The sequence below is a fragment of the Streptomyces sp. CNQ329 genome (assembly GCF_000482585.1).
In genome coordinates this window covers 95,773-117,180 of sequence record NZ_AXVU01000004.1, presented here as the reverse complement: position 1 = coordinate 117,180, position 21,408 = coordinate 95,773, and the positions used below count along the sequence as shown (strand labels likewise).

General features: G+C 75.0%; 14 protein-coding genes. 13 read left to right on the top strand and 1 reads right to left on the bottom strand.

Annotation, left to right across the window (positions count from 1 at the left end; genetic code table 11):
* The first annotated feature begins 108 nt into the window (after nt 1-108).
* The 11 genes from I003_RS0103090 (at nt 109) to I003_RS0103040 (ending at nt 15,398) form a co-directional block, all read left to right on the top strand.
* Complete coding sequence (locus I003_RS0103090; RefSeq protein WP_027770154.1) at nt 109-2,244, top strand: ABC transporter ATP-binding protein; 2,136 nt, start codon at nt 109-111, stop codon at nt 2,242-2,244.
* A gap of 127 nt (nt 2,245-2,371) precedes the next feature.
* Nucleotides 2,372-3,277: an ABC transporter permease gene (locus I003_RS0103085; protein ID WP_027770153.1), complete on the top strand. Its 906-nt coding sequence runs from the start codon at nt 2,372-2,374 to the stop codon at nt 3,275-3,277.
* Nucleotides 3,278-4,225 (top strand): ABC transporter permease, encoded by a 948-nt coding sequence (locus I003_RS0103080; RefSeq protein WP_027770152.1) that lies wholly within the window; start codon nt 3,278-3,280, stop codon nt 4,223-4,225.
* A gap of 72 nt (nt 4,226-4,297) precedes the next feature.
* A complete protein-coding gene (locus I003_RS0103075) occupies nt 4,298-5,833 on the top strand; it encodes an ABC transporter substrate-binding protein (protein WP_027770151.1) in 1,536 nt (511 codons plus the stop codon).
* A gap of 408 nt (nt 5,834-6,241) precedes the next feature.
* Nucleotides 6,242-7,177, top strand: a complete 936-nt coding sequence (locus tag I003_RS0103070) for a dihydrodipicolinate synthase family protein (RefSeq protein ID WP_027770150.1) — start codon at nt 6,242-6,244, stop codon at nt 7,175-7,177.
* Entirely contained in the window at nt 7,174-8,751 is a 1,578-nt protein-coding gene (locus I003_RS0103065; RefSeq protein ID WP_027770149.1) for a sulfatase-like hydrolase/transferase, read from the top strand. Before I003_RS0103070 ends, I003_RS0103065 begins: the two co-directional genes overlap by 4 nt.
* Before the next feature lie 10 nt (nt 8,752-8,761).
* Nucleotides 8,762-10,714: a sialidase family protein gene (locus I003_RS0103060; protein ID WP_051368064.1), complete on the top strand. Its 1,953-nt coding sequence runs from the start codon at nt 8,762-8,764 to the stop codon at nt 10,712-10,714.
* Nucleotides 10,715-10,929: 215 nt separating this feature from the next.
* Nucleotides 10,930-11,151: a hypothetical protein gene (locus tag I003_RS0103055; RefSeq protein WP_027770147.1), complete on the top strand. Its 222-nt coding sequence runs from the start codon at nt 10,930-10,932 to the stop codon at nt 11,149-11,151.
* Between the two features lie 136 nt (nt 11,152-11,287).
* The gene (locus I003_RS0103050) at nt 11,288-13,456 is read left to right on the top strand and encodes a 4-alpha-glucanotransferase (protein WP_027770146.1); all 2,169 of its coding nucleotides are present in this window, start codon (nt 11,288-11,290) and stop codon (nt 13,454-13,456) included.
* Nucleotides 13,449-15,110 (top strand): alpha-L-fucosidase, encoded by a 1,662-nt coding sequence (locus I003_RS0103045; RefSeq protein WP_027770145.1) that lies wholly within the window; start codon nt 13,449-13,451, stop codon nt 15,108-15,110. The genes I003_RS0103050 and I003_RS0103045 overlap by 8 nt, the downstream gene beginning before the upstream one ends.
* A 63-nt stretch (nt 15,111-15,173) precedes the next feature.
* Nucleotides 15,174-15,398 (top strand): hypothetical protein, encoded by a 225-nt coding sequence (locus tag I003_RS0103040; RefSeq protein ID WP_027770144.1) that lies wholly within the window; start codon nt 15,174-15,176, stop codon nt 15,396-15,398.
* Between the two features lie 141 nt (nt 15,399-15,539).
* Here the strand turns inward: I003_RS0103040 and I003_RS0103035 are convergent, their stop codons facing one another.
* A complete protein-coding gene (locus I003_RS0103035; RefSeq protein WP_027770143.1) occupies nt 15,540-16,337 on the bottom strand; it encodes a VOC family protein in 798 nt (265 codons plus the stop codon).
* Nucleotides 16,338-16,708: 371 nt separating this feature from the next.
* Between I003_RS0103035 and I003_RS0103030 the strand changes: the two genes are divergently transcribed.
* Both I003_RS0103030 and I003_RS0103025 read left to right on the top strand, forming a co-directional pair.
* Nucleotides 16,709-20,035, top strand: a complete 3,327-nt coding sequence (locus I003_RS0103030) for a S8 family serine peptidase (protein WP_027770142.1) — start codon at nt 16,709-16,711, stop codon at nt 20,033-20,035.
* 205 nt (nt 20,036-20,240) lie between these two features.
* Nucleotides 20,241-21,278: an aspartate-semialdehyde dehydrogenase gene (locus tag I003_RS0103025; RefSeq protein ID WP_027770141.1), complete on the top strand. Its 1,038-nt coding sequence runs from the start codon at nt 20,241-20,243 to the stop codon at nt 21,276-21,278.
* Nucleotides 21,279-21,408 lie beyond the last annotated feature (130 nt).

Here is a 21,408-nt window from a genome sequence, read left to right as displayed (position 1 = left end):
CACGGTGAACCTACGGTCCCGAACTTGTAGGATATCTTGCAGATTCCGAACGGCCCAGAGGGGGAGCCGGTGGCCACAGACACGGGGTCGGCCCTGAGCATCAGGGACTTGGCCGTGGAGTTCGACACCCCGGCCGGCGTGGTGCGCGCGGCGGACGGCGTGAGCTACGACGTCGCCGCCGGCGAAACGCTCGGCGTCGTCGGCGAGACGGGCTCCGGCAAGAGCGTCACGGCCCTGGCCGCGCTGGGGCTGCTGTCCGCCGGGAACGTGCGGCGGGTGACCGGGCAGGCGCTGCTGGACGGCACGGACCTGCTGGCGCTGCCGCCGGACGAACTCCGCGCGGTGCTCGGCCGCGACGTGGCGATGATCTTCCAGGACCCGGCCTCCGCCCTGAACCCGGTGCAGCGCGTCGGCGACCAGATCGCGGAGGCGCTGCGGGTGCACGACCGGACGCTGACGGCGCCCGCCGCGCGGGCCCGGACCGTGGAGCTGCTCGACGAGGTGGGCGTGCCGGACCCCGCCGGGCGGTACGACGCGTACCCGCACCAGTTCTCCGGCGGGATGTGCCAGCGCGCGGTCATCGCCATGGCGATGGCCAACCGGCCGCGGGTCCTGATCGCGGACGAGCCGACGACGGCGCTCGACGTCAGCGTCCAGGCGCAGATTCTGGAGGTGCTGCGGCGGGCGGCGCGGGAGACCGGGGCGGCGACCGTGCTGATCACCCACGATCTGGGGGTGGTGGCGGAGACCGCGGACCGGCTGTGCGTGATGTACGCCGGGCGGGTGGTCGAGTCGGGCACGGTGTACGACGTCTTCGCCCGGCCCCGGCACCCGTACACCGCGGCCCTGCTGGCGTCGCTGCCGCGCCTCGACGTACGCGCCGACCGCCTCACCCCCATCCCGGGCCGGCCCCCGGACCTGATCGAGACGACCCCGGGCTGCCCGTTCGCCCCGCGCTGCCCGGTGGGCCACGACCGCGCACGGTGCGCCGAGGAACGCCCGGAGCCGGTGCGGAGCGGCGACGGCCTGACCGCGTGCCACTACCCGGACGAGGCGGGCCTGCCCCCGGGGACGGCGGGCCCCGAGCGGGGTCCCGCGGCGGACGCGGACGCCGCGGGCGATCCGGGGGTGGCCGGGGCCGCCCCGCCCGCGGCCGCGCCGCGAGGCACGGCGGCGAAGTCCGCTACCCCGCCGGACGGCGGGCTCGCGCTTGACGTGCGGGACGCGCGCAAGCTCTTCCCCATCCGCACCGGCGTCTTCGCCCGCACCTCCGGATACGTGCACGCCGTGGACGGGGTGTCGATGCAGATACCCGCCGGGCGGACGCTCGGGCTCGTGGGGGAGTCCGGGTGCGGGAAGTCGACGCTGGCGCGGATGCTGCTGCGCCTCGTCCAGCCCAGCGGCGGGGAACTGACCGTCGCCGGGCACGACCTCGTCCGGGCGAACCGCGGCGAGCTGCGGCGCATCCGGCAGCGGGCGCAGATGGTCTACCAGGACCCCTTCGCCTCCCTGAACCCCCGGCTCAGCGTCGGTGACAACGTGGCCGAACCCCTGCGCCTCGCCGGCGGCTTCAGCCGCCCCCGGCGGCGCGCGCGCGTGCTCGACCTCTTCGACCGCGTCGGCCTGCGCCCCGAGCACGCCGACCGCTACCCGGCCGAGTTCTCCGGCGGACAGCGCCAGCGCGTCGCCATCGCCCGCGCCCTGGCGCTGCGCCCGCGGCTGCTGCTCCTCGACGAACCGGTCTCCGCGCTCGACGTCTCCGTCCAGGCGCAGGTCCTCAACCTCCTCGCCGACCTCCAGCACGACTCCGGCATGGCGTACCTCTTCGTCAGCCACGACCTGTCCGTCGTCCGGCAGGTCGCCGACGAGGTGTCCGTCATGTACCTCGGCCGGATCGTCGAGACCGGCCCCGTCGAGCGCATCTACGGCCGGCCCCGCCACCCGTACACGCGCGCGCTGCTCGACTCCGTGCCCGCCCCCGACCCCGCGGGCCGCGAGAAGCGCCGCCGGGCCCCGCTCGGCGGGGACGTCCCGAGCCCGGCCGACCCCCCCTCGGGCTGCCGCTTCCGCACCCGCTGCCCGCTGGCGGAGGCGCGCTGCGCCGCCGAGGAGCCGGTGCTGCGCGCCGTGGACGGCGGCCTGACCGCCTGCCACTTCGCCGAGACCCTCCGCGGTCCCGACGCCCCCCGCACCGCCGGCACCCCCCGCGCCACCGGTTCCGTCCCCCGCGAGGTCCACACATGACCGCCCCCGGCCCGCCCCGGCCCCCCGCCGTCCGCCGTGCCGCCGAGCGACTCCGCGGCACCGACCCCGCGACCCCTGTCCCCGAGGTCCGCCGCGCGGTCGATCCCCCACGGCGCGAGGTGCGTTCATGACCGACACCGCCCTCACCAAGACCCCCGCCGCGGCCCCGCCCGGGAGGGCGCCCCGCTTCGCCGCCGCCCGCCGCTTCGCCCGCTCCCGCTCCGCGCTCGCCGGCGCCGCCGGGCTGCTGCTGCTGGTCCTCCTCGCCCTCCTCGCCCCCTGGGTCGCCCCCTTCGACCCCAACGAACAGGGTGCCGACAACCTCCTCGGCCCGTCGGCCACCCACCTCCTCGGCACCGACGAACTCGGCCGCGACGTCGCCTCCCGCGTCATCCACGGCACCCGCGCCTCGCTGCTCGTCGGCTTCGGCGCCGCCGCCCTCGGCGCGCTGGCCGGCGTGCCGCTCGGACTCGTCGCCGGTTACGCCGGCCGCTGGGCCGACGCCGTCGCGATGCGGCTGACCGATCTGCTGCTCGCCGTGCCCGGCATCCTGCTGGCGCTCGTCATCATCGCCGTCCTCGGCCCCGGCCGGCTGAACCTCATCCTCGCCATCGGCATCGGCGCCGTACCGGAGTTCGCCCGGCTCACCCGCGCCGCCACGCTCTCCATCCGGGAGCGCGACTTCGTCGTCGCCTCCCGCGGCATGGGCGCACCGGCCGCCGACACCATGGTCCGCACCGTGCTGCCGAACGTTCTCGGCCCCATCCTCGTCCAGCTCGTCGTCACCGCCTCGCTCGCGGTCGTGGTCGAGTCCGGCCTCAGCCTCCTCGGCCTCGGCACCCCGCCGCCCGCGCCCTCGTGGGGCGGGATGCTCCAGGAGGCCCGCTCGTACCTGCACCAGAGCCCCTGGTACGGCGTCTTCCCCGGGCTCTGCCTCGCGTTCACCGTCTTCTGCCTCGACCGGGTGGGGCGCGGGCTGCAACGGGCCTTCGGCACGGCCGTGACCGGCGGGGCGCGGGAGGGGACGATCTAGATGTACGCCTACGTCATCCGGCGGCTGCTGCAGTTCGCCCTCGTGCTGTTCCTCGGCTCCGTCGCCGTCTGGGCGTTCGTCTTCGCGCTGCCCGGCGACCCGGCCACCGTCCTCACCGGCCCCGACGCCGCCCCCGCCGAACTGGCCGCCACCCGCGAGCGGCTCGGCCTGGACGACTCGGTGGTCCAGCAGTACGTCACCTGGCTCGGCAACGCCCTCACCGGCGACCTCGGCGACTCGTACTTCTCCGCCGAGTCCGTCCGCTCCACCCTCCTCGACACCGTCCCGGCCACCGGCCAGCTCGCCGCCTTCGCCATGGCGCTCACCCTGCTCATCGGCATCCCCGCCGGCACCGTCGTCGCGCTGCGCCCCCGCTCCTGGGCCGGCCGCGCCGCCGACGCCTACCTCACCGCCGGGCTGGCGATCCCCGCCTTCTGGCTCGGCCTGCTGCTCATCATCGTCTTCGCCGTGCAGCTCGGCGCGCTCCCCGCGGCCAGCGACTACGTGCCGCTCTTCAGCGACCCGGCGGGCGCCGTACGGGCCACGATCCTGCCCGCGCTGGCGATCGCCGTGCACGCCTCCAGCGTGCTCGCCCGCTTCCTGGCCGCCTCGCTGCGCGAGGTGATGGGCCGGGACTACATCCGCACCGCGCGCGCCAAGGGCGTGCCGGAGCGGTACGTCGTACGCCGGCACGCGCTGCGCAACGCCGCGCTGCCGACCGTCACCGTCGTCGGCATCCAGCTCGGCGGCTTCCTCGGCGGCACCGTCGTCATCGAGGCCGTCTTCAACTACCCGGGTCTCGGCCGGCTCCTCTACACCTCGATCGGCGAGCGCGACTACGCGGTCGTGCAGGGCGGCGTGCTCTTCGTCGTGGCCGCCTTCCTCTGTCTCAACCTGCTGGTCGACCTCCTCTACGCCTACCTCGACCCGCGGATCCGGCTCACCTGACCGCCGCACCGACTCCTCCGCACCCCGCTCCTCCCGACACCCGCGCCCGCACTACGTCAAAGGAGTCCTGTCATGGCACGACCCGCGCCGCGGTTCAGCCGGCGTTCCCTGCTCAAGGCCGCCGGTCTGACCGGAGCCGGTTCGCTGGCCGGCATCCCGCTGCTGACCGCCTGCGGCGAGGGCAGCCAGTCCGGCGGCGCGTCCGGCCGGCTGACCCTCGGCACCACGCAGATCATGCAGTTCGACCCGTACCAGACGAACACGGCCCTGCACATCCACACCTTCTACAGCTACCTCCTCGACTACAGCGGCGATTACACGGCCAAGCCGGCCGCCGCCTCGGCGTGGGAGTTCGCCGACGACAAGAAGTCCGTGACCGTGACCCTGCGGAAGAGCGAATTCCACTCGGGCCAGGCGGTCACCGCCGCCGACGTCGTCGCCGGCGTCGAGCGCGCCAAGGACCCGGAGGCGGGGTTCACACTGGCAGCGACGACCGCGTTCATCGACCGTGCCACCGCCGAGGACGACCGCACCGTGCGGCTGGACTTCACCGAGGCCGTGCCCGACGAGCTGGTCCTGGACTGGATGTTCGCCTTCCCGCTGGTCCCGGCGAAGCGGAACGACGCCGCCGTGCTGGAGAAGGAGCCGGCCGGTTCCGGCCCGTTCCTGCTGGAGGACTTCCGGCGGGACCGGCTGCTGCGGCTGAAGAAGAACCCCGGCTACCACCGCCGCGGCGAGCCGCGGCTGGACGAGGTCGAGTTCCGCTTCTTCCGCGACGAGGAAGCGCTCGTCAGCGCGCTGGAGTCGGGCGACCTCGACGGCGCGCTCTACCTGTCGCTGCGCAACGCCGACCGGCTGCGCGACCGCTTCGAACTGGTCCAGGGCGCCGGGCGGATGGACCTGTTCTTCATGAACGGCGCCAAGCCGCCGTTCGAGAACAAGAAGGTGCGCCAGGCCCTCGCCCGCGCCATCGACCGCGAACGGATCATCGACCAGGTCCGCTTCGGCCTCGGCAAGCCCGTCTACACCGCTTTCATGCCGGAATCCCCCGCGTTCGACCCCGGCTACCTCGACTCCCACGGCTTCGACCTGGACGCCGCGAAGAAGCTGCTGGACGAGTCCGGCGGGCCGCGCAAGGCGACGGCGGCGTTCGGTCCCGAGCCGGGAGCCAAGGACATCGTGCAGGCGATCCAGGCGGACTTCGAGAAGATCGGCTTCGAGCTGACGCTCCAGCCGATGGAGGAGACGGCGTTCCTCGACGCGCTCTTCGCCGGCGAACTGGAGTGCTGCATCGCCGCGCAGCCCAACAACCTGCAGAGCCCGTCGCTGATCTCCCGCGGGCGGCAGATGCTGACCACCGAGGACAACGTGATGATGGGCGCCGCCGTCCCCGCCCGCTACGCCGCCGCCGTCGAGGCCAGCCGCACCGCGCTCACGCCCGACGCGCAGGCCACGGCGTACGCGGAGCTGAACGGCGTGCTGGTCGACGAGGCGTGGGCCGTCGGCATCGCCACCCGGCCCTCGCTGGCCGCGCTGGACCGCAACGTCAGCGGCTACACCGTCGACAAGCGCGACTTCCTCGACCTCACCCGCACGCGCATCGCCTAGCGGCGGGCGGCGGGTGGAAGCCGGCGCCCGGGCGTGGTCGGCGCGCCCGGGCGCCCACGGCGGGGTCCGGGTGCGGGCGGCCGGGGCGGAGCAGCGCGTGCACCGCGCCCGGCGGCAGGCAGCGGACGGTACGGGGCCCCGGCAGGGGCGCCGGGGCCGGCAGGCGCCGCGCGCGGGGCGCCCACCGTCCGCCCGCCGCGCCATCGCTCGTCCGCCGCGCCGCCTGTCCGCCCGCTCGCCCGTCCGCCCGTCCGTCCTCGTTCGTCGTCCGTCCCCGCCGTGCGCCCTGCGCGGCCGGCGCTGCCGCGGCCCGTCCTCCGCTCCCGCGACGTCCCCCCCCGGGCCCGCGCAGCCGTGCCCGTGCCCGTCTCCGTGGTTCCGACCCCGATCCTCCGAGAAAGGTCTCGTATGAAAGCGCTCGACTACGCCGCCGGCAGTCCGGTGATGAGCCTGCTCACCGCGGTGTTCACCCCCTTCCGTCCCGACGGCGGCCTCGACCTGGAGACCGTCGGCAAGCAGGCGGACGCGGTGGCGGCCTGGGGCTGCCCGGCGGTGTACGTCGGCGGCACCGCCGGCGAGGGGGCGTCCCTCACCGTCGCCGAGCGGATGGCGCTGCTGGAGCGGTGGTGCGCGGCCGCGGAGGGGCGGATGGACGTCATCGCGCACGTCGGCCACACCAGCCTCGCCGAGGCACAGGCCCTCGCCGCCCACGCCGAGGCGAGCGGCGCCCGCGCGGTCTCCGCGGTCCCGCCGTACTTCCACCGGCCCCGCGACGCCGCGGCGCTCACGGACTTCCTCGCCCCGCTGGCCGCCGCGGCCCCGCGGCTGCCGTTCATCTATTACCACATACCGTCCGTAACCGGGGTGCAGGTGCCGGCCAGCGCGCTCCTCACGGAGGCCGCCCGGCGCATCCCCACCTTCGCCGGCATCAAGTACGCGGACAACGACCTGGCCGACTTCCAGCGATGTCTGGAACGGGCCGGGGGCAGGTACGAGATGTACTTCGGCAGCGCCCGGCTGCTGCTCGCCGCCGCCGGGGTCGGGGCGCGCGCCGCGATCGGCTCCGCCTACAACTTCGCCGCCCCCGTGTACCTGCGCCTCATCCGCCATCTCGAACGCGGCGAGACCGACCGGGCGCGCGCCTGCCAGCTCCTCGCCCAGGCGGCCATCGACGCCGCCTCCCGGTACGCCGGTGAGCTGCCCGGCTTCAAAGCGGCGACCCGGCTCGCGGGCGTGGACTGCGGCCCGTGCCGGGAGCCGCTGGGCACCCTCGACGACGCCCAGCTCGACGCACTGCGCGCCGACTTCGACCGCATCGGCTTCCCCGGCGGGGCGCCCGCATGACCGCACCGCGTCCCGCGCCGGGCGGCCGGTCCGGGGCCCGCCCCCACGTGCTGGTCATCCAGGCCGACCAGTACCGCTGGGACTGCCTCGGCGCCGCCGGCCACGCCGACGTGCGCACCCCCGCCCTCGACCGGCTCGCCGCGGACGGGGTCCGGTACACCGAGGCGTACTGCCCGTACCCCGTCTGCACCCCCTCCCGCTACGCCATGCTCAGCGGCCTCTACGCCCACCAGCACGGCGCATGGACGAACCACAGCACCCTCGACCCCGCCCTCGACACCTTCCCCCGTGCCCTGCGCCGCGCCGGCTACCGCACCACCGCCGTCGGCAAGATGCACTTCACCCCGACCTACCTGGACGTCGGCTACGACCGCCTCCGGCTCGCGGAACAGCACGGCCCCGGCCGCTACGACGACGACTACCACCGCGACCTGCGCGCCGCCGGCCTCGCCGACGTCGTCGACCTGCTCGACCAGGAACTCGCGCTGCGCCCCGAGGCGCCGCCGGGCTACCGGGACACGTACGGCACCGGCCGCTCCGACCTGCCCGAGGAGTGGCACTCCACCACCTGGATCGGCGAGCGCGCCCTGCGGGAGATCGAGGCGTGGGACGACGGCGGCGGGCATCTTCTGCACGTCTCGTTCGTCAAACCCCACCACCCCTTCGATCCGCCCGCCCCCTGGGACATGCTCCACGACCCGGCGGCGCTCTCCCTCCCGCCGGGCTGGACCCCCCGGATCCCCGACGCCGATCTGCCGCACGCCCGCGCGTACTTCGACTACGGCCCGCTGACCGAGCCCGTGCTGCGTACCGTCCTCGCGCACTACTACGGCTCCATCGCCCAGCTCGACCACCACGTCGGCCGGCTGCTGGACGCGCTGCGCCGGCGCGGGCTCTACGACGACACCCTCGTGCTCTTCACCTCCGACCACGGCGAGTACCTGGGCTTTCACCACCTGCTGCTCAAGGACGGCCCGATGTACGACCCGCTGGTGCGGGTGCCGCTGCTGGTCAAGTACCCGGCCGGGGCGCGCGGCGGAGGCCGCCGCGGGGAGGTGAGCGACGCCCCGGCCTCGCTGGTCGACGTCGCCCCCACGGTGCTCGCCGCCTGCGGCGTCGCCGCGTCCGGTGCGCTGCCGGGGCGCGACCTCGCCGGGCCGGGCGCGGGGCACCGGTACGTCTTCGCCGAGGACCGCCGGCGCGGCCGGGTGCTGATGGCCCGTTCCCGTACGCACAAGCTGCTGCTGGCCGCCGATCCGGCGGAGGACGCGCTGTACGACCTCTCGTCCGACCCGTACGAGCTGACGAACCGGCTCACCGACCCCGCCTGCGCGGACGCCGCCGCCGAGCTGCGCGAGGCGCTGTGGCGCTGGGCGGTGTTCGACACCCCGGTGCCGTCGCGCCTCGACGAGAACGCCCCCCGCATCCCCGGCCGCGGCACCGCACCGCATCCCGCGCAGCCCGGCGGCGATCCGCGCGCCGCGCCGCGGGCGCACGACGCGGCGGCCGTCCGCCGCGTGCTCGCCGCCGGCGGCCCCGACGTCTGGACCTCCTCCCCGGACACCCACTCCTGAAGGGAGCACCATGTCCGCACCCGTTCGCCCACCCATCCGCCGACCCGCCCGCAGCAGGGGCCCGTGGAGATCCGCCGGCCTCGCCGCCTGCGGCCTGCTGCTGGCCGGCGCCCTGCCGGCCGCCGCCCTGCCCACGGCGGCGGCGCCGGACACCGCCGCCGGGCCGGGGCCCGGTCCCCGCATCACGTACTCCACCGTCTTCGAGCGCGGCGGGGACGGCTACCACTCCTTCCGCATCCCCGCCGTCGTCGAAGCCGCCGACGGCACCCTCCTCGCGTTCGCCGAGGGCCGGGTGAACAGTCCGGGCGACGACGGCGACATCGACCTCGTGCTCAAGCGGTCCGGCGACGGCGGCCGTACGTGGGGCGAGCTGTCCGTCGTCGCCGACGACGGCGGCGACAAGTTCGGCAACCCGGTACCGGTCGTGGACCGCGCCACCGGCCGCGTCCTGCTCAACACCACCCGCACCGGCGGCGGCGTCTCCGGCCAGGACGTCCTCTGCGGCCGGGCGTCGGCCGAGGAGACCCGGCGCTCGTTCGTGCAGCACAGCGACGACCACGGCGCCACCTGGTCCGATCCGCGGGAGATCACCGCCGACGTCAAGCGGCCCGGATGGCGGCACTTCGTCGGCGGCCCCGGCCACGGCACCCAGCTCACCCGCGGCGCGCACGCCGGCCGGCTCGTCATCCCCGGCAACCACTCCAGCGCCCCCGGGCCCGGCGGCACCTGCCCCGACAACCGCCTCTTCGGCGGCCACGCCCTCTACAGCGACGACGGCGGCGCCACCTGGCACCTCGGCGGCGTCGACGAGGTCACCGACGGCACCGTCATCCCCAACGAGACCTCCGCCACCGAACTGTCCGACGGCACCGTCTACTTCAACACCCGCGACCAGCACGGCAGCAGCACCGGCTCCCGCGCCGCCACCGTCAGCGGCGACGGCGGCGCGACCTTCGACGCCCCGTACCGCGAGGTGCCCGACCTCCTGGCGCCCGTCGTCCAGGGCGCCGTGCTCACGCTCCCCGCCGCCTCCGACCCGGCCCGGCGGCTGGTGTTCTCCGCGCCCCGGCACGCCACCGCGCGCGAGAATCTCACCCTGCGCACCAGCCGCGACGACGGCGCCACCTGGCGGGACGGCCCGCAGGTCCACGACGGCCCGGCCGGCTACTCCGATCTCGTACCCGCCGCCGGCGGTGTCGGCGTGCTCTACGAGAACGGCGACCGCACGCCCGCCGGCGACGGCCTGCAGCCGTACCACCGGCGGATCACGTACGCGCACGTGCCCGCCCCGCTGCTGAACACCCCGCCGCCGCGGCCCTCCACCACGCCGGACACCTCCGGCCACCGCCGCGACGCCGTCGTCAGCGGTGCTCCCGCGCACGTCGATGGCCCCTTCGGCCGCGGCCTGGCGCTCGCCGGCGACTACGTCGAGACACCGAAGGCCGACGAGGCGGCGTTCGGTACCGGGCCGTTCACCGCCGCCGCGTGGTTCCGCAGCACGGAGCGGGTCCAGCAGCAGGCCGTGCTCTGGGCGCACTCCGAGGAGGCGTCGGACGCCAAGTGGTGGATCCGGCTGGAGCCGGACCAGAACCGCATCCGGGGCCACCTGAACACCGGCACCGAGAACACCTTCGTCTCCGCCCCCGGCGACTTCGCCGACGGCCGCTGGCACCACGTCGCGCTCACCCGCGACGCGTCGGGCGTCACGCTCTACGTCGACGGAGCCCCCGCCGCCGCATCGGGACCGGTCTCCGGCTCGGTCTCCGCCGACGCCCTCACCGGCGTCCGGGCCGGCGCCCGCACCGGCGGGATCAACAACCCGCTCGCCGGCGCCGTGGACGAGGTGTGGCTGCTGGACCGTGCCCTGGACACCGGGCAGGTCGGCCGGCTCGCCGCGGACAACCGCGCCCCGGACGGGACGGCCGTGCTGCACCTGCCCCTGGAGAGGGTCCGCCGCGGCTAGCCGCGGCGCGCGTCTTCCGTCCTCCCGGCCCCGGCGGAAAAAGCGGGCCGGGAGGGCGTGCGTGCCCCATCTCTTGCGTTCTCCGGGGCCCCTTACCGTGAAATCGCCCGTCCCGGGTACTGTGACGTATGGCACGAACGCGTGTCGCCACGACTGCCGGGCCCGTGATCGGGTAGCGGCGGACGTGACCAGCCGTCGACCGAGGAGGACCCGCGGTGGCCGCTCCCGCTCCGTACCAAGTCAGCCACGACCCTCACCTCAAACCCGTCGAGGGCGCCGACCCCGACTACGGCCTGGCCGGCTCCTGCTCCTGCGCCGAACTGCCGCTGACCAGCGAACCCCCGCTGGCCGCGGGCACCCCGCTGACCAGCGAGCCGCCGCTCGCCGCCGACGACAACCTCATCAGCGAGCCGCTGCCGCCCGTTCACTTCACGTGACGGCCTGCTGACGGCGCGCGGCTGCCGCAGTACGATCAGCCTGCCGGCTCACCCCGGCGGCGACCCTCCGGGGCCCGTGACCCGATGCGCGGGTGAGGTCCGGAGCCGATGACGTCGCATACCACCTGGGGGTGGCATGTCTCTGGCGCGGTTAGCTGCGCTGCACGGAGTCGCGGTCTCGTACGAACCCACGCCGGGCCGCGTCCGCCAGGTTCCCGAGGACACCCTCGTCGCCGTCCTCGCCGCGCTCGGCGTGGACGCCTCCGGGCCCGCCGCCGTCACCGCGGCGCTCGCGGAGTACCAGAGAACCGAGCGGGAGCGCCTCCTGCCGGCGACCCTCGTGCCGGCACCCGGCACGATCCTCGCCCCCGGCCCGCTGCCGGAGGGCACCGAGACCGCCCTGGCCGGCGAGGACGGCGCGGAACTCGACCCGCACGCCCCGGTACCCCCGGGCGTGCACACCCTCACCGCCACCGCCCCCGACGGGCGCACCGGCACGGCCACCGTCATCGCCGCCCCCGCGCGCGTACCGCAGCCACGCCGGCGCGGTGCCGGGCTCGCACTCCGGCTGCCCGCGCTGCTGTCCGCCCGCTCGTGGGGCATGGGCGACCTCGGCGACCTCGCCGAACTGGCCGCCTGGTCCGCGCGCACCCACGGGCTGGACTTCGTGCACCTGGGCCCGCTGCACGCCGCCGTCCCCGGCGCCGACGGCCACCCGGCGGACCCGTCCCCGTACCTGCCCTCCTCCCGGCGCTTCACCGACCCCGTGCACCTGCGGGTCGAGGACATACCCGAATACCGCTACCTCGCCCCCGCCGACCGCGCGCAGGCCGCCGAACTGGCGGGCCGCGCCGCCAAGCTGCGCGAGAAGGTGAGCGCCAAGGGCGGACTCATCGACCGCGACGAGGTGTGGCGGCTCAAGCGCGCCGCGCTGGAGCTGCTGCTGCGCGTCGAGCTGACGCCCGGCCGGCGCGTCGCCTACCACCACTTCCTCGCCGAACAGGGCCAGCCCCTCGACGACTACGCCGCCTGGTGCGCGCTGGCCGAGATCCACGGCCCCGACTGGCGCTCCTGGCCCGGCGGCCTCACCGACCCGCGCTCCACCGCCACCACCCGCGCCCGGCACGACCTGCTGCACCGCATCGACTTCCACTGCCGGCTGGCCTGGCTCACCGACAACCAGCTCTGGCGGGCACAGCGGATCGCCCGGGACGCGGGCATGGCCATCGGCGTCATCCATGACCTGGCCGCCGGTGTGCACCCCTCGGGCGCCGACGCCTGGGCGGAGCAGTCCGTCCTCGCCGACGGCTGCACCGCTGGCACCCCGCCGGACGCCCGGGACGACCGCGGCACCGACCGGGGCGTGCCGGTGTGGCGGCCGGACCGGCTTGCGGCCACCGGCTACGGCCCGTACCGCTCGGTGCTGCGCGCCGCGCTGCGGCGGGCGGGGGCGCTGCGCATCGGGGACGCGGGCGGGCTGTTCCGGCAGTGGTGGGTGCCGGCGGGCCGGCCGCCGGCGGAGGGCACGTACGTCTCGTACGACGCGGCGGCGATGCTCGGCGTCCTGGCGCTGGAGGCGCACCGGGCGGGCACCCCGGTGATCGGCGAGGACCCGGGCGGCCCCGCGGACCACGGCATACGCGAAACGCTGGCGGCGCGCGGCGTGCTGGGCACGTCGGTGCTGTGGAACCAGCGCGAGCCCGTGGCGGAGACCGTCCCCGGCGTACGGTGCCCGCTGCCGCCGGAGCGCTGGCGGGCCGACACGCTGGCCACCGTCACCGGCCACGACCTGCCGCCCACCGCGGCCCGGCTCAGCGGCGCGCACCTGGTGCTCCGCCACGAACTGGGCCTCGTCGACACCCCGCTGCTCGCCGCCCGCGCCGCCGACGCCGTCGAGGTCGGCACGTGGCTCGACCTGCTCGACCGGCTCCGGCTGCTGCCCGGCGGCCGGGCCGACGAGGCGTCCGTCATCACCGGCCTGTACCGCTTCCTCGCCCGTACCCCCGCGCGGCTCGTCTCCGTCTGGCTGCCCGACGTGGCCGGCGACCGCCGCCCGCAGCACGTCCCGGGTGCGGGCCCCGAGTACCCCGGCTGGCGGCTGCCGTTCGCCGATCCGGACGGCCGCGCGCTGCTGCTTGAGGAACTGGCCGACGCTCCGCGGACGCACCGGCTGCTTTCGGAGGTGGTCCGCGAACTCGGCGGCACCGACGCCACGGACGGCACCGATGCCACGGACGGCGCGGGTCCGGGCGCCCCCGCCGGCGGCGCGTCCGGCCGTACGAGCGGGGAGGAACCCGGTGCGTAGGGCCGCCCGGTCCGTCGGCACGGGCGCCGCGGCCGTCGCCCTCACGGCGACCGCCCTGCTGCCGGCGACCCGCGAGCCCGCCTCCGCCGCCGGGGGGTGCACCAGGCCGATCGAGCCCGCCTCCCGGATGACCGTCGAGGACTGCGACACCCCCGAGCGCATCGTCGCCAAGGCCGCCCACATCGTGCCCACCCGCGGCCAGCTCGCCTGGCAGGGGCGCGAGGTGACCGCCTTCACCCACTTCGGGATGAACACCCTCACCGACCGCGAGTGGGGCTCCGGCGCGGAGGATCCGGCGCTCTTCGACCCGGGGCGCGTCGACGTCGCCCAGTGGATGCGCACGTACCAGGCGATGGGCGCCGAGATGGCCATGCTCACCGCCAAGCACCACGACGGCTTCAACCTCTACCCGACGCGCTACTCCGACCACTCCGTCGCCGCCAGCCCGCACAGCCGCGACCTCCTCGGCACCTACGTCCGGGAGGCCCGCAAGGCCGGCCTCGGCGTCGGCGTCTACCTCTCCCCGTCCGACGGCGCCGAACTGCCGCACGCCTGGCACGCCGGCTGGCTGGAGCGACTGCGCGCCAAGCAGGAGGCGGGCGAGCCGCTGACCGGCGTCGAGCGCACCGCGCTCGCGGACGGCGGCCCGCCCTCGGGCCACGGCCGCTACGGCAACGGCAGCCCCGTGCGCACGCACACCGTCCCCACACTCACCGAGGGCGACGACCGCGCCGAGGACGTCGCGGCCGGGCGGCTGCCCACGTTCACGGTGCGCGCGAACGACTACGACGCGTACTACCTCAACCAGCTCTACGAGCTGTTCACCGAGTACGGACCCATCGACGAGCTGTGGCTCGACGGCGCCAACCCGTGGCGGGACGCGGGCATCACGCAGGAGTACGACTTCCGGCAGTGGTACGAGCTGATCCACGCGCTCTCCCCGGACACCGTCGTCTTCCAGGGCCCGCAGGGCATCCGCTGGGTCGGCAACGAGCGCGGCGTCGCCCGCGAGAGCGAGTGGAGCGTCACCCCGCACACGGTCGACCCCTGGTCGACCCACGGCGCACTGCCCCGCGACTCCACCGACCCCGACATCGGCTCGCGCGACCGGCTCCTCGCGGACGGCGTGCGCTACCTCCAGTGGTATCCGGCGGAGGCCGACGTCTCCAACCGGCCCGGCTGGTTCCACCACCCCGGCGAGCGGCCGAAGACCGCCGACGAGCTGTTCGCGCTGTACGAGCAGAGCGTCGGCCGCAACGCGCCGCTGCTGCTCAACGTGCCGCCCGCGCGCGACGGCCGGATCGCCCCCGAGGACGTACGCGAGCTGCGTGCCTTCGGGGACCGGGTGCGCGCGGTGTACGGCGGGAACCTGCTCGACGGCCGCGGGCCGCAGACGTTCGACCGGGTCCGTCTCGCCGAGGACATCCGGCACGGCCAGCGTGTCGAGCGCTTCGCGGTGGAGGCGCAGGATCCGGCGACGGGGGAGTGGCGGGAGATCGCGGCGGGCACGACGATCGGCGCCTACCGCATCCTGCCGCTGCCCGGTCCGGTGACGGCGGAGAAGGTGCGGGTGCGGGTCGACGAGGCGCGGGGGACGCCGCGGCTGCTGCCGGTGACGGCGCATCTGAGCACGGCGGGGGAGCGGGATCCGTAGCGATCCCGCACGTGAGGCGACCCCGGGCGCGCGGGTGGTGCCGGTGTTCGCTACGGTTTGAGCGTGGACAGGAAGAAGACACTGCGCGCCGGTGCACTCGCCGCCGGGACGGCGCTGATCACGCTGATGTCGTCCCCCGCCGCCTCCGCGCTCAGCCGCGACGACGGCGACGACCCGGGCTCCGGGCTGAGCGTCGCGGAGACCCTGGGTCTCTTCGTGCTCACCCCGCTGGTGGCCTTCGCGGTGATCGCCGGGCTGGTGCTCGCGGCGGAGAAGAAGAAGAGCTGACGGCCCGCGGGTCCACCGGACCGCGCGCAGGCGCCTGCTCCGTACCGCGGGGCGGGCGCTTCTGGCGTGCGCCGGCGACGGGCGGCACGGGGCCGGGGCGCCCCGGCACCCGGGCCCCGCGCCTGCCGCCGCCCGCTCCGCTCAGGCGAAGTCCGGCATCTCCCCGACCGTGCGGTTGACGTCGATCACGGTGAAGGACGCGCCCTGCGGGTCCTCCAGGGTCGCCATCCGCCCGAAGGGCGAGTCCTGCGGCCCGAACGTCACGCTGCCGCCGCGCCGCTGGGTCGTCTCCACGGCGCGGTCGCAGTCGTTCACCGCGAAGCAGACGCCCACGTGTGGCGGCGTGTCCTCGGGGAAGACGTCGCCGCTCATCTTCGCCCGGCCGATGAGCGGATCGCCGTCACCGGTGCTCCACACGGCGTAGTCCATGCTGTCGTCCTGCATCTTGCGCACCCGGTAGCCGAAGACCTCGGGGAAGAAGGCGTCGGCGTGCTCCGGGTGGCGGGTGTCGACCTCGGCCCAGCAGAACGTGCCGGGCTTGCCGATCGCGGCGAAGCCCTCGTGGGTGCCCGGCTCCCACAGACCGAACCGGATGCCGTCGGGGTCCTCGGCGATGGCCATCTTGCCGTACTGGCCGACCTCCGTCGGTCCCGTGACGATCCGCCCGCCGTGGTCGCCGACGGACCCGGCGGTGGCGTCGGCGTCGGGGGTGGCGAAGTAGAGCGTCCAGTCCGCCGGCGCGTTCTCCTGCCCCGGCATCGGGGGTGCAAGCCCGGCGGCGACCCCGCTCTCCGTGGACGCCTGGGTGTAGTGCCCGGCGGCCTCGCCGCTGTCCTGGAAGGTCCAGCCGAAGACGTCGGCGTAGAAGCTCTTCGCGGCCTCCAGGTCGGGGAAGGTCGCGTCCGCCCAGCAGGGTGCGCCTTCGGGTCGTACGGTCATGATCGGTCGCCTCCTCCGAGGATGGGGCATATCGGGTGAATTTGTGCCCTTCTCACGCTAGCCCCGAGACCGGCGGCTCGCGCGGGGACGGCTCAGGGGGCGTTCCTCGTGCCGGAAACACCGGCATTCCACGGCCCGCACGGGCGCAAACGGCGACGCAGCGCCGCCCTGCCCTCGCCCTCGGTGACCGCCGGGCCCGGCCGCCTTCCCCGCCTCCGTGGCGGGAAGCGCCGCGCGCCCGCTGGCGGCTATGCGCCAACGCCGTCATCCGCCACTCGCAACTCCCCCCGCGTGCGAGTGACTTGCTGATAGATATGCGGACAGTCGGCACCGGATGCCGCTTTCCACACAGGTGGGGGTTGAACAAAGAGATGACGATCTCTCCCAGACGCAGACCCGGACGCATACCGGGGGGCGGACGGCCGCGCGCCGCCGCCCGGATAGCCCTCGCGGCCGGACTGGCCGCCGCGCTCACCGCGACGGGCTCGGCGGCCACCCAGGCCGCGGAGGGGGCCCCGGACGCCGACCGGCCCAAGGCCGCGGCGGACAAACTCGGCGCCAAGGACGCCGAACTGCTCGCCGAGGCGAAGGCCGGGGGTGACAAGAACGTCACGCTGCTGGTCGCCGTCGAGCCCGGCGAGGCGGCCGAGGTCGCCGACACCTTCCGTGCCGTACGAGGCGCCTCCGTCGGCCGTACACACGACAAACTCGGCTACGTGCGCGCCACCGTGCCCACCGGCCGGGCCGACGCCGCCATCGACAGGGCCGCGAAGATGGCCGCGGTGCACGGCATCGATCTGAACGAGGAGATCGAGCTGCCCGACCCGCGGCCGGAAGCCGACCGGGCCAAGGGCGGTAAGGGGAGCACGGGCGGCGGTGCGCAGGGTGCCTACCCCGCCCCCGGCCGCTCGACCCCGGCGAAGAACCCGTACCAGCCGGCCCACGAGACCGGCGCCGTCGACTTCGTCAGGGAACACCCGAAGGCCGACGGCCGCGGCGTCACGATCGGCATCCTCGACTCCGGCGTCGACCTCGCCCACCCCGCACTGCGCAAGACCACCACCGGCGAGCGCAAGATCACCGACTGGGTGACGGCCACCGACCCGATCGTCGACGGCGACCGCACCTGGCGCGCGATGGTCACCGACGTCTCCGGCCCGTCCTTCACCTTCGAGGACCGCGAGTACACCGCCCCGCGCGGCGACTACTCCGTGAGCCTCTTCAGCGAGAACGCCACGCTGGGCGGTGAGATGCAGGGCGACCTGAACCGCGACGGCGACACCACCGACTCCTGGGCGCTGCTGTACGACGCCGCCGCCGGCACCGTGCGGGTCGACCTCGGCGACGACGGCGACTTCAGGAACGACAAGCCGATGGCCCCGTACGGCGAGGACCACAAGTTCGCCTTCTTCGGCACCGACGACCCGGGCACGGCGATCGCCGAGGCGATCCCCTTCGTCGTGGAGATCCGCAAGGACGTGCCGATGGACCCCTACGGCGGGGACTGGATCGGCAAGAAGGAGGACTTCGTCAACATCGGCGTCGTCGAGAGCGCGCACGGCACCCACGTCGCCGGCATCACCGCCGCCAACGGCCTCTTCGGCGGCCGGATGAACGGCGCCGCGCCCGGCGCGAAGCTCGTCTCCTCCCGGGCCTGCACCTGGAGCGGCGGCTGCACCGCGGTGGCGCTCACCGAGGGCATGATCGATCTGGTCACCAACCGCGGCGTCGACGTCGTCAACATGTCGATCGGCGGCCTGCCGCCGCTCAACGACGGGAACAACGCCCGCGCCGAGCTGTACAACCGGCTCATCGACACCTACGGCGTCCAGCTCGTGATCTCCGCCGGCAACAGCGGCCCCGGCGCCAACACCATCGGTGACCCCGGCCTGGCCGACAAGGTCATCAGCGTCGGCGCGGCCGTCTCCCGCGAGACCTGGGCCGCCAACTACGGCAGCCGCGTCGAGAAGAAGTACGCGATGATGCCGTTCTCCTCCCGCGGCCCGCGCGAGGACGGCGGCGCCACCCCGACGATCACCGCCCCCGGCGCGTCCATCAACACCATCCCGACCTGGCAGCCCGGCGCTCCCGTCGCCGAGGCCGGCTACGAGCTGCCGCCCGGCTACGGCATGCTGCAGGGCACCTCGATGTCCTCGCCGCAGACCGCCGGCGCCGCGGCGCTGCTGCTGTCCGCCGCCGAGCGGGAGGGTATCGACGTCACCCCGAACGCCCTGCGCACCGCGCTGACCTCCACCGCCGACCACATCCCCGGCGTGCAGACCTACGCGGAGGGCGCCGGCCGGGTCGACGTCGCCGGCGCCTGGGACTCCCTGGAGGACGGCGCCTCGGCGTACGCGTACGAGGTGCAGGCGCCCGTCGACACCGTGCTCGACGGCTTCCTCGCCACCCCCGGCGTGGGCACCGGCGTCTACGACCGCGAGAGCGGCCCGGCGCGCGGCGAGTCCGAGACGTACGAGATCACCCTCACCCGCACCTCCGGGCCGGCCGGCGGCACGCCGCACGAGCTGGAGTGGCAGGGCAACGACGGCACGTTCAAGCTGCTCGGCGACGACGACGTCACGCTGCGCCGCGGCCGGCCGCTGACCGTCAGGGTGCAGGCGAAGCCCCGCTCGGCGGGGCTGCACAGCGCCGCGCTGCTGATCGACGGCAAGCGCACGGAGGGCATCGACCACCGCGTGCTGACGACCGTGGTCTCCGCGCAGGAACTGGCGGCTCCGGAGTACGGGCACCGGGTCTCGAACGAGGTGCAGCGCAACGCCACGCGCTCGTCCTTCGTCACGGTCCCCGAGGGCGCGCGGTCGCTGGAGGTGGCGATGAGCGGGCTCAGGGACGAGAGCCAGACCCGCTGGATCGCGATCGACCCGTGGGGCATCCCGGCCGACCCGACGTCGACGCCGTTCTGCTACAACAACTACGACAACCCCGACAACACCTGCCGCCCGGACGTGCGCTCCTACGAGAACCCGATGGCGGGCGTGTGGGAGATCGCGGTCGAGTCGCGGCGCACCTCACCCGAGCTGGACAACCCGTTCACGGTCGAGGCGACCGCGCTCGGCGCGGTCTTCGATCCCGAGGTGCAGACGATCGACGAGGCGAAGGTCGGCACGCCCAGCCCGGTGGAGTGGACGGTGACCAACGGGTTCGCCCCGGTGGCCGGCAAGCTCGCCGGCGGGCCGCTCGGCTCCGGTCTCTCGGACCGGCCCGGCATCGCCGCGGGGGAGACGAACACCACGACGATCGAGGTCGCCGAGGGCGTCACCCGGCTCGACGCGGTGATCGGCGCCCCCTCCGACGCCAACGCGGACCTGGACCTGACGGTCTACCGCGACGGCCAGCCGGTGGCGCAGTCCGCGGACGCCGACTCGGAGGAGGGCGTCACCCTCACCGACCCGGAGCCCGGGACGTACACCGTGGAGGTCTTCGCCTACGACGTGCCGGCGGGCACGACGGAGTACGACTACCGCGACGTGTACTTCTCCCCGGCGCTGGGCGAGGTGAGCGTCGGCGACGAGCCCGTCGAGCTGGGCAGCGGCGAGAGCGCCGAAGCCGGGGCCGAGGTCACGGTGGCGGCGCCCGGTCCCGAGGGCCGCGAGTTCTTCGGCGAGGTGCAGGTGCAGAACGCCCGCGGCACGGCGGCGGGCGCCGGCAGCGTGCGGATCGGGACGGTGGTGCCGTAGTGGTGGCGCGTACGTCCCGTACGTCCTGACACGACCCGCGGGGGCGGGACACCGGAGTGCCGGTGTCCCGCCCCTGTGGCGTGTGTCTCAGTTCGCCGCCCGGGTGCGCCCGGGGCGGACGGCTGGGCAGGGGAAACGACTGGAGTCAGCCGCCCGGCGCCCGGCATCATGGTGAGGGCGGAGCCGCACCTGTGAACGGAGAGCCATGAAGATCGGAATCGTCGGAGCCACCGGCCAGGTCGGCGGAGTGATGCGCGACATCCTCGCCGAGCGGGACTTCCCGGTGGACCAGCTCCGCCTGTTCGCCTCGCCCAGGTCGGCGGGGCGCACGCTGCCGTGGCCCGGCGCTCCGGGCGGTGCGGTCACGGTGGAGGACGCCGGCACCGCCGACTACTCCGGGCTCGACATCGTGCTGTTCTCCGCCGGCGGCGCCACCTCCAAGGCGCTCGCCGAGAAGGTCGCGGCGCAGGGTCCCGTCGTGATCGACAACTCCTCGGCGTGGCGCCGCGACCCCGCCGTGCCGCTCGTGGTCTCCGAGGTCAACCCGCACGCGGTGGCCGACCGCCCCAAGGGCATCATCGCCAACCCGAACTGCACCACGATGGCCGCGATGCCCGTGCTCAAGCCGCTGCACCGCGAGGCGGGCCTGGTCTCCCTGGTCGTCGCCACCTACCAGGCGGTCTCCGGCTCCGGCCTGGCGGGCGTGGAGGAGCTGTTCCAGCAGGTCCGCGCCGTCGGCGAGGCCGCGCCGAAGCTGACCCGGGACGGCGCGGCGGCGGACTTCCCCGCGCCGGCGACGTACGTGGCCCCGATCGCGTACAACGTGCTGCCGATGGCCGGCTCCCTCGTCGACGACGGACTCGACGAGACGGACGAGGAGCAGAAGCTGCGCCACGAGTCGCGCAAGATCCTGGAGATCCCCGAGCTGAAGGTCTCCGGCACCTGCGTCCGCGTTCCCGTCTTCACCGGGCACTCGCTGCAGGTCAACGCCCGCTTCGCCGAGCCGCTGAGCCCCGCGCGGGCCGCCGGGCTGCTGGCGGAGGCGGAGGGCGTGGCCCTCGCGGACGTACCGACGCCGCTGGGCGCGGCGGGGCGGGACGTGTCGTACGTGGGGCGCATCCGGCGGGACGAGACGGCGGAGAACGGGCTGGCGCTGTTCGTCTCGGGCGACAACCTGCGCAAGGGGGCGGCGCTGAACGCGGTGCAGATCGCCGAGCTGGTAGCGGCTGAGCTGCGGTCCTGAGCGGCGGTCCTGAGCGGCGGTCCTGAGCCGCGGGGTACGGCGGCCGGACAGCCGCCGGACGGAGTTGTCCACAGGCCGGCACAGGGGACGAAACCCGGTGCGGGCGTCATCCACAGGCCGCTTCGCGCGG

Bases quoted from the DNA above. Each gene is read 5' to 3' on its own strand.
- I003_RS0103085 (WP_027770153.1), top strand. From the start codon at position 2,372: ATGACCGACACCGCCCTCACCAAGACCCCCGCCGCGGCCCCGCCCGGG.
- I003_RS0103080 (WP_027770152.1), top strand. From the start codon at position 3,278: ATGTACGCCTACGTCATCCGGCGGCTGCTGCAGTTCGCCCTCGTGCTG.
- I003_RS0103075 (WP_027770151.1), top strand. From the start codon at position 4,298: ATGGCACGACCCGCGCCGCGGTTCAGCCGGCGTTCCCTGCTCAAGGCC.
- I003_RS0103070 (WP_027770150.1), top strand. From the start codon at position 6,242: ATGAAAGCGCTCGACTACGCCGCCGGCAGTCCGGTGATGAGCCTGCTC.
- I003_RS0103065 (WP_027770149.1), top strand. From the start codon at position 7,174: ATGACCGCACCGCGTCCCGCGCCGGGCGGCCGGTCCGGGGCCCGCCCC.
- I003_RS0103060 (WP_051368064.1), top strand. From the start codon at position 8,762: ATGTCCGCACCCGTTCGCCCACCCATCCGCCGACCCGCCCGCAGCAGG.
- I003_RS0103050 (WP_027770146.1), top strand. From the start codon at position 11,288: ATGTCTCTGGCGCGGTTAGCTGCGCTGCACGGAGTCGCGGTCTCGTAC.
- I003_RS0103035 (WP_027770143.1), bottom strand. From the start codon at position 16,337: ATGACCGTACGACCCGAAGGCGCACCCTGCTGGGCGGACGCGACCTTC.
- I003_RS0103030 (WP_027770142.1), top strand. From the start codon at position 16,709: ATGACGATCTCTCCCAGACGCAGACCCGGACGCATACCGGGGGGCGGA.
- I003_RS0103025 (WP_027770141.1), top strand. From the start codon at position 20,241: ATGAAGATCGGAATCGTCGGAGCCACCGGCCAGGTCGGCGGAGTGATG.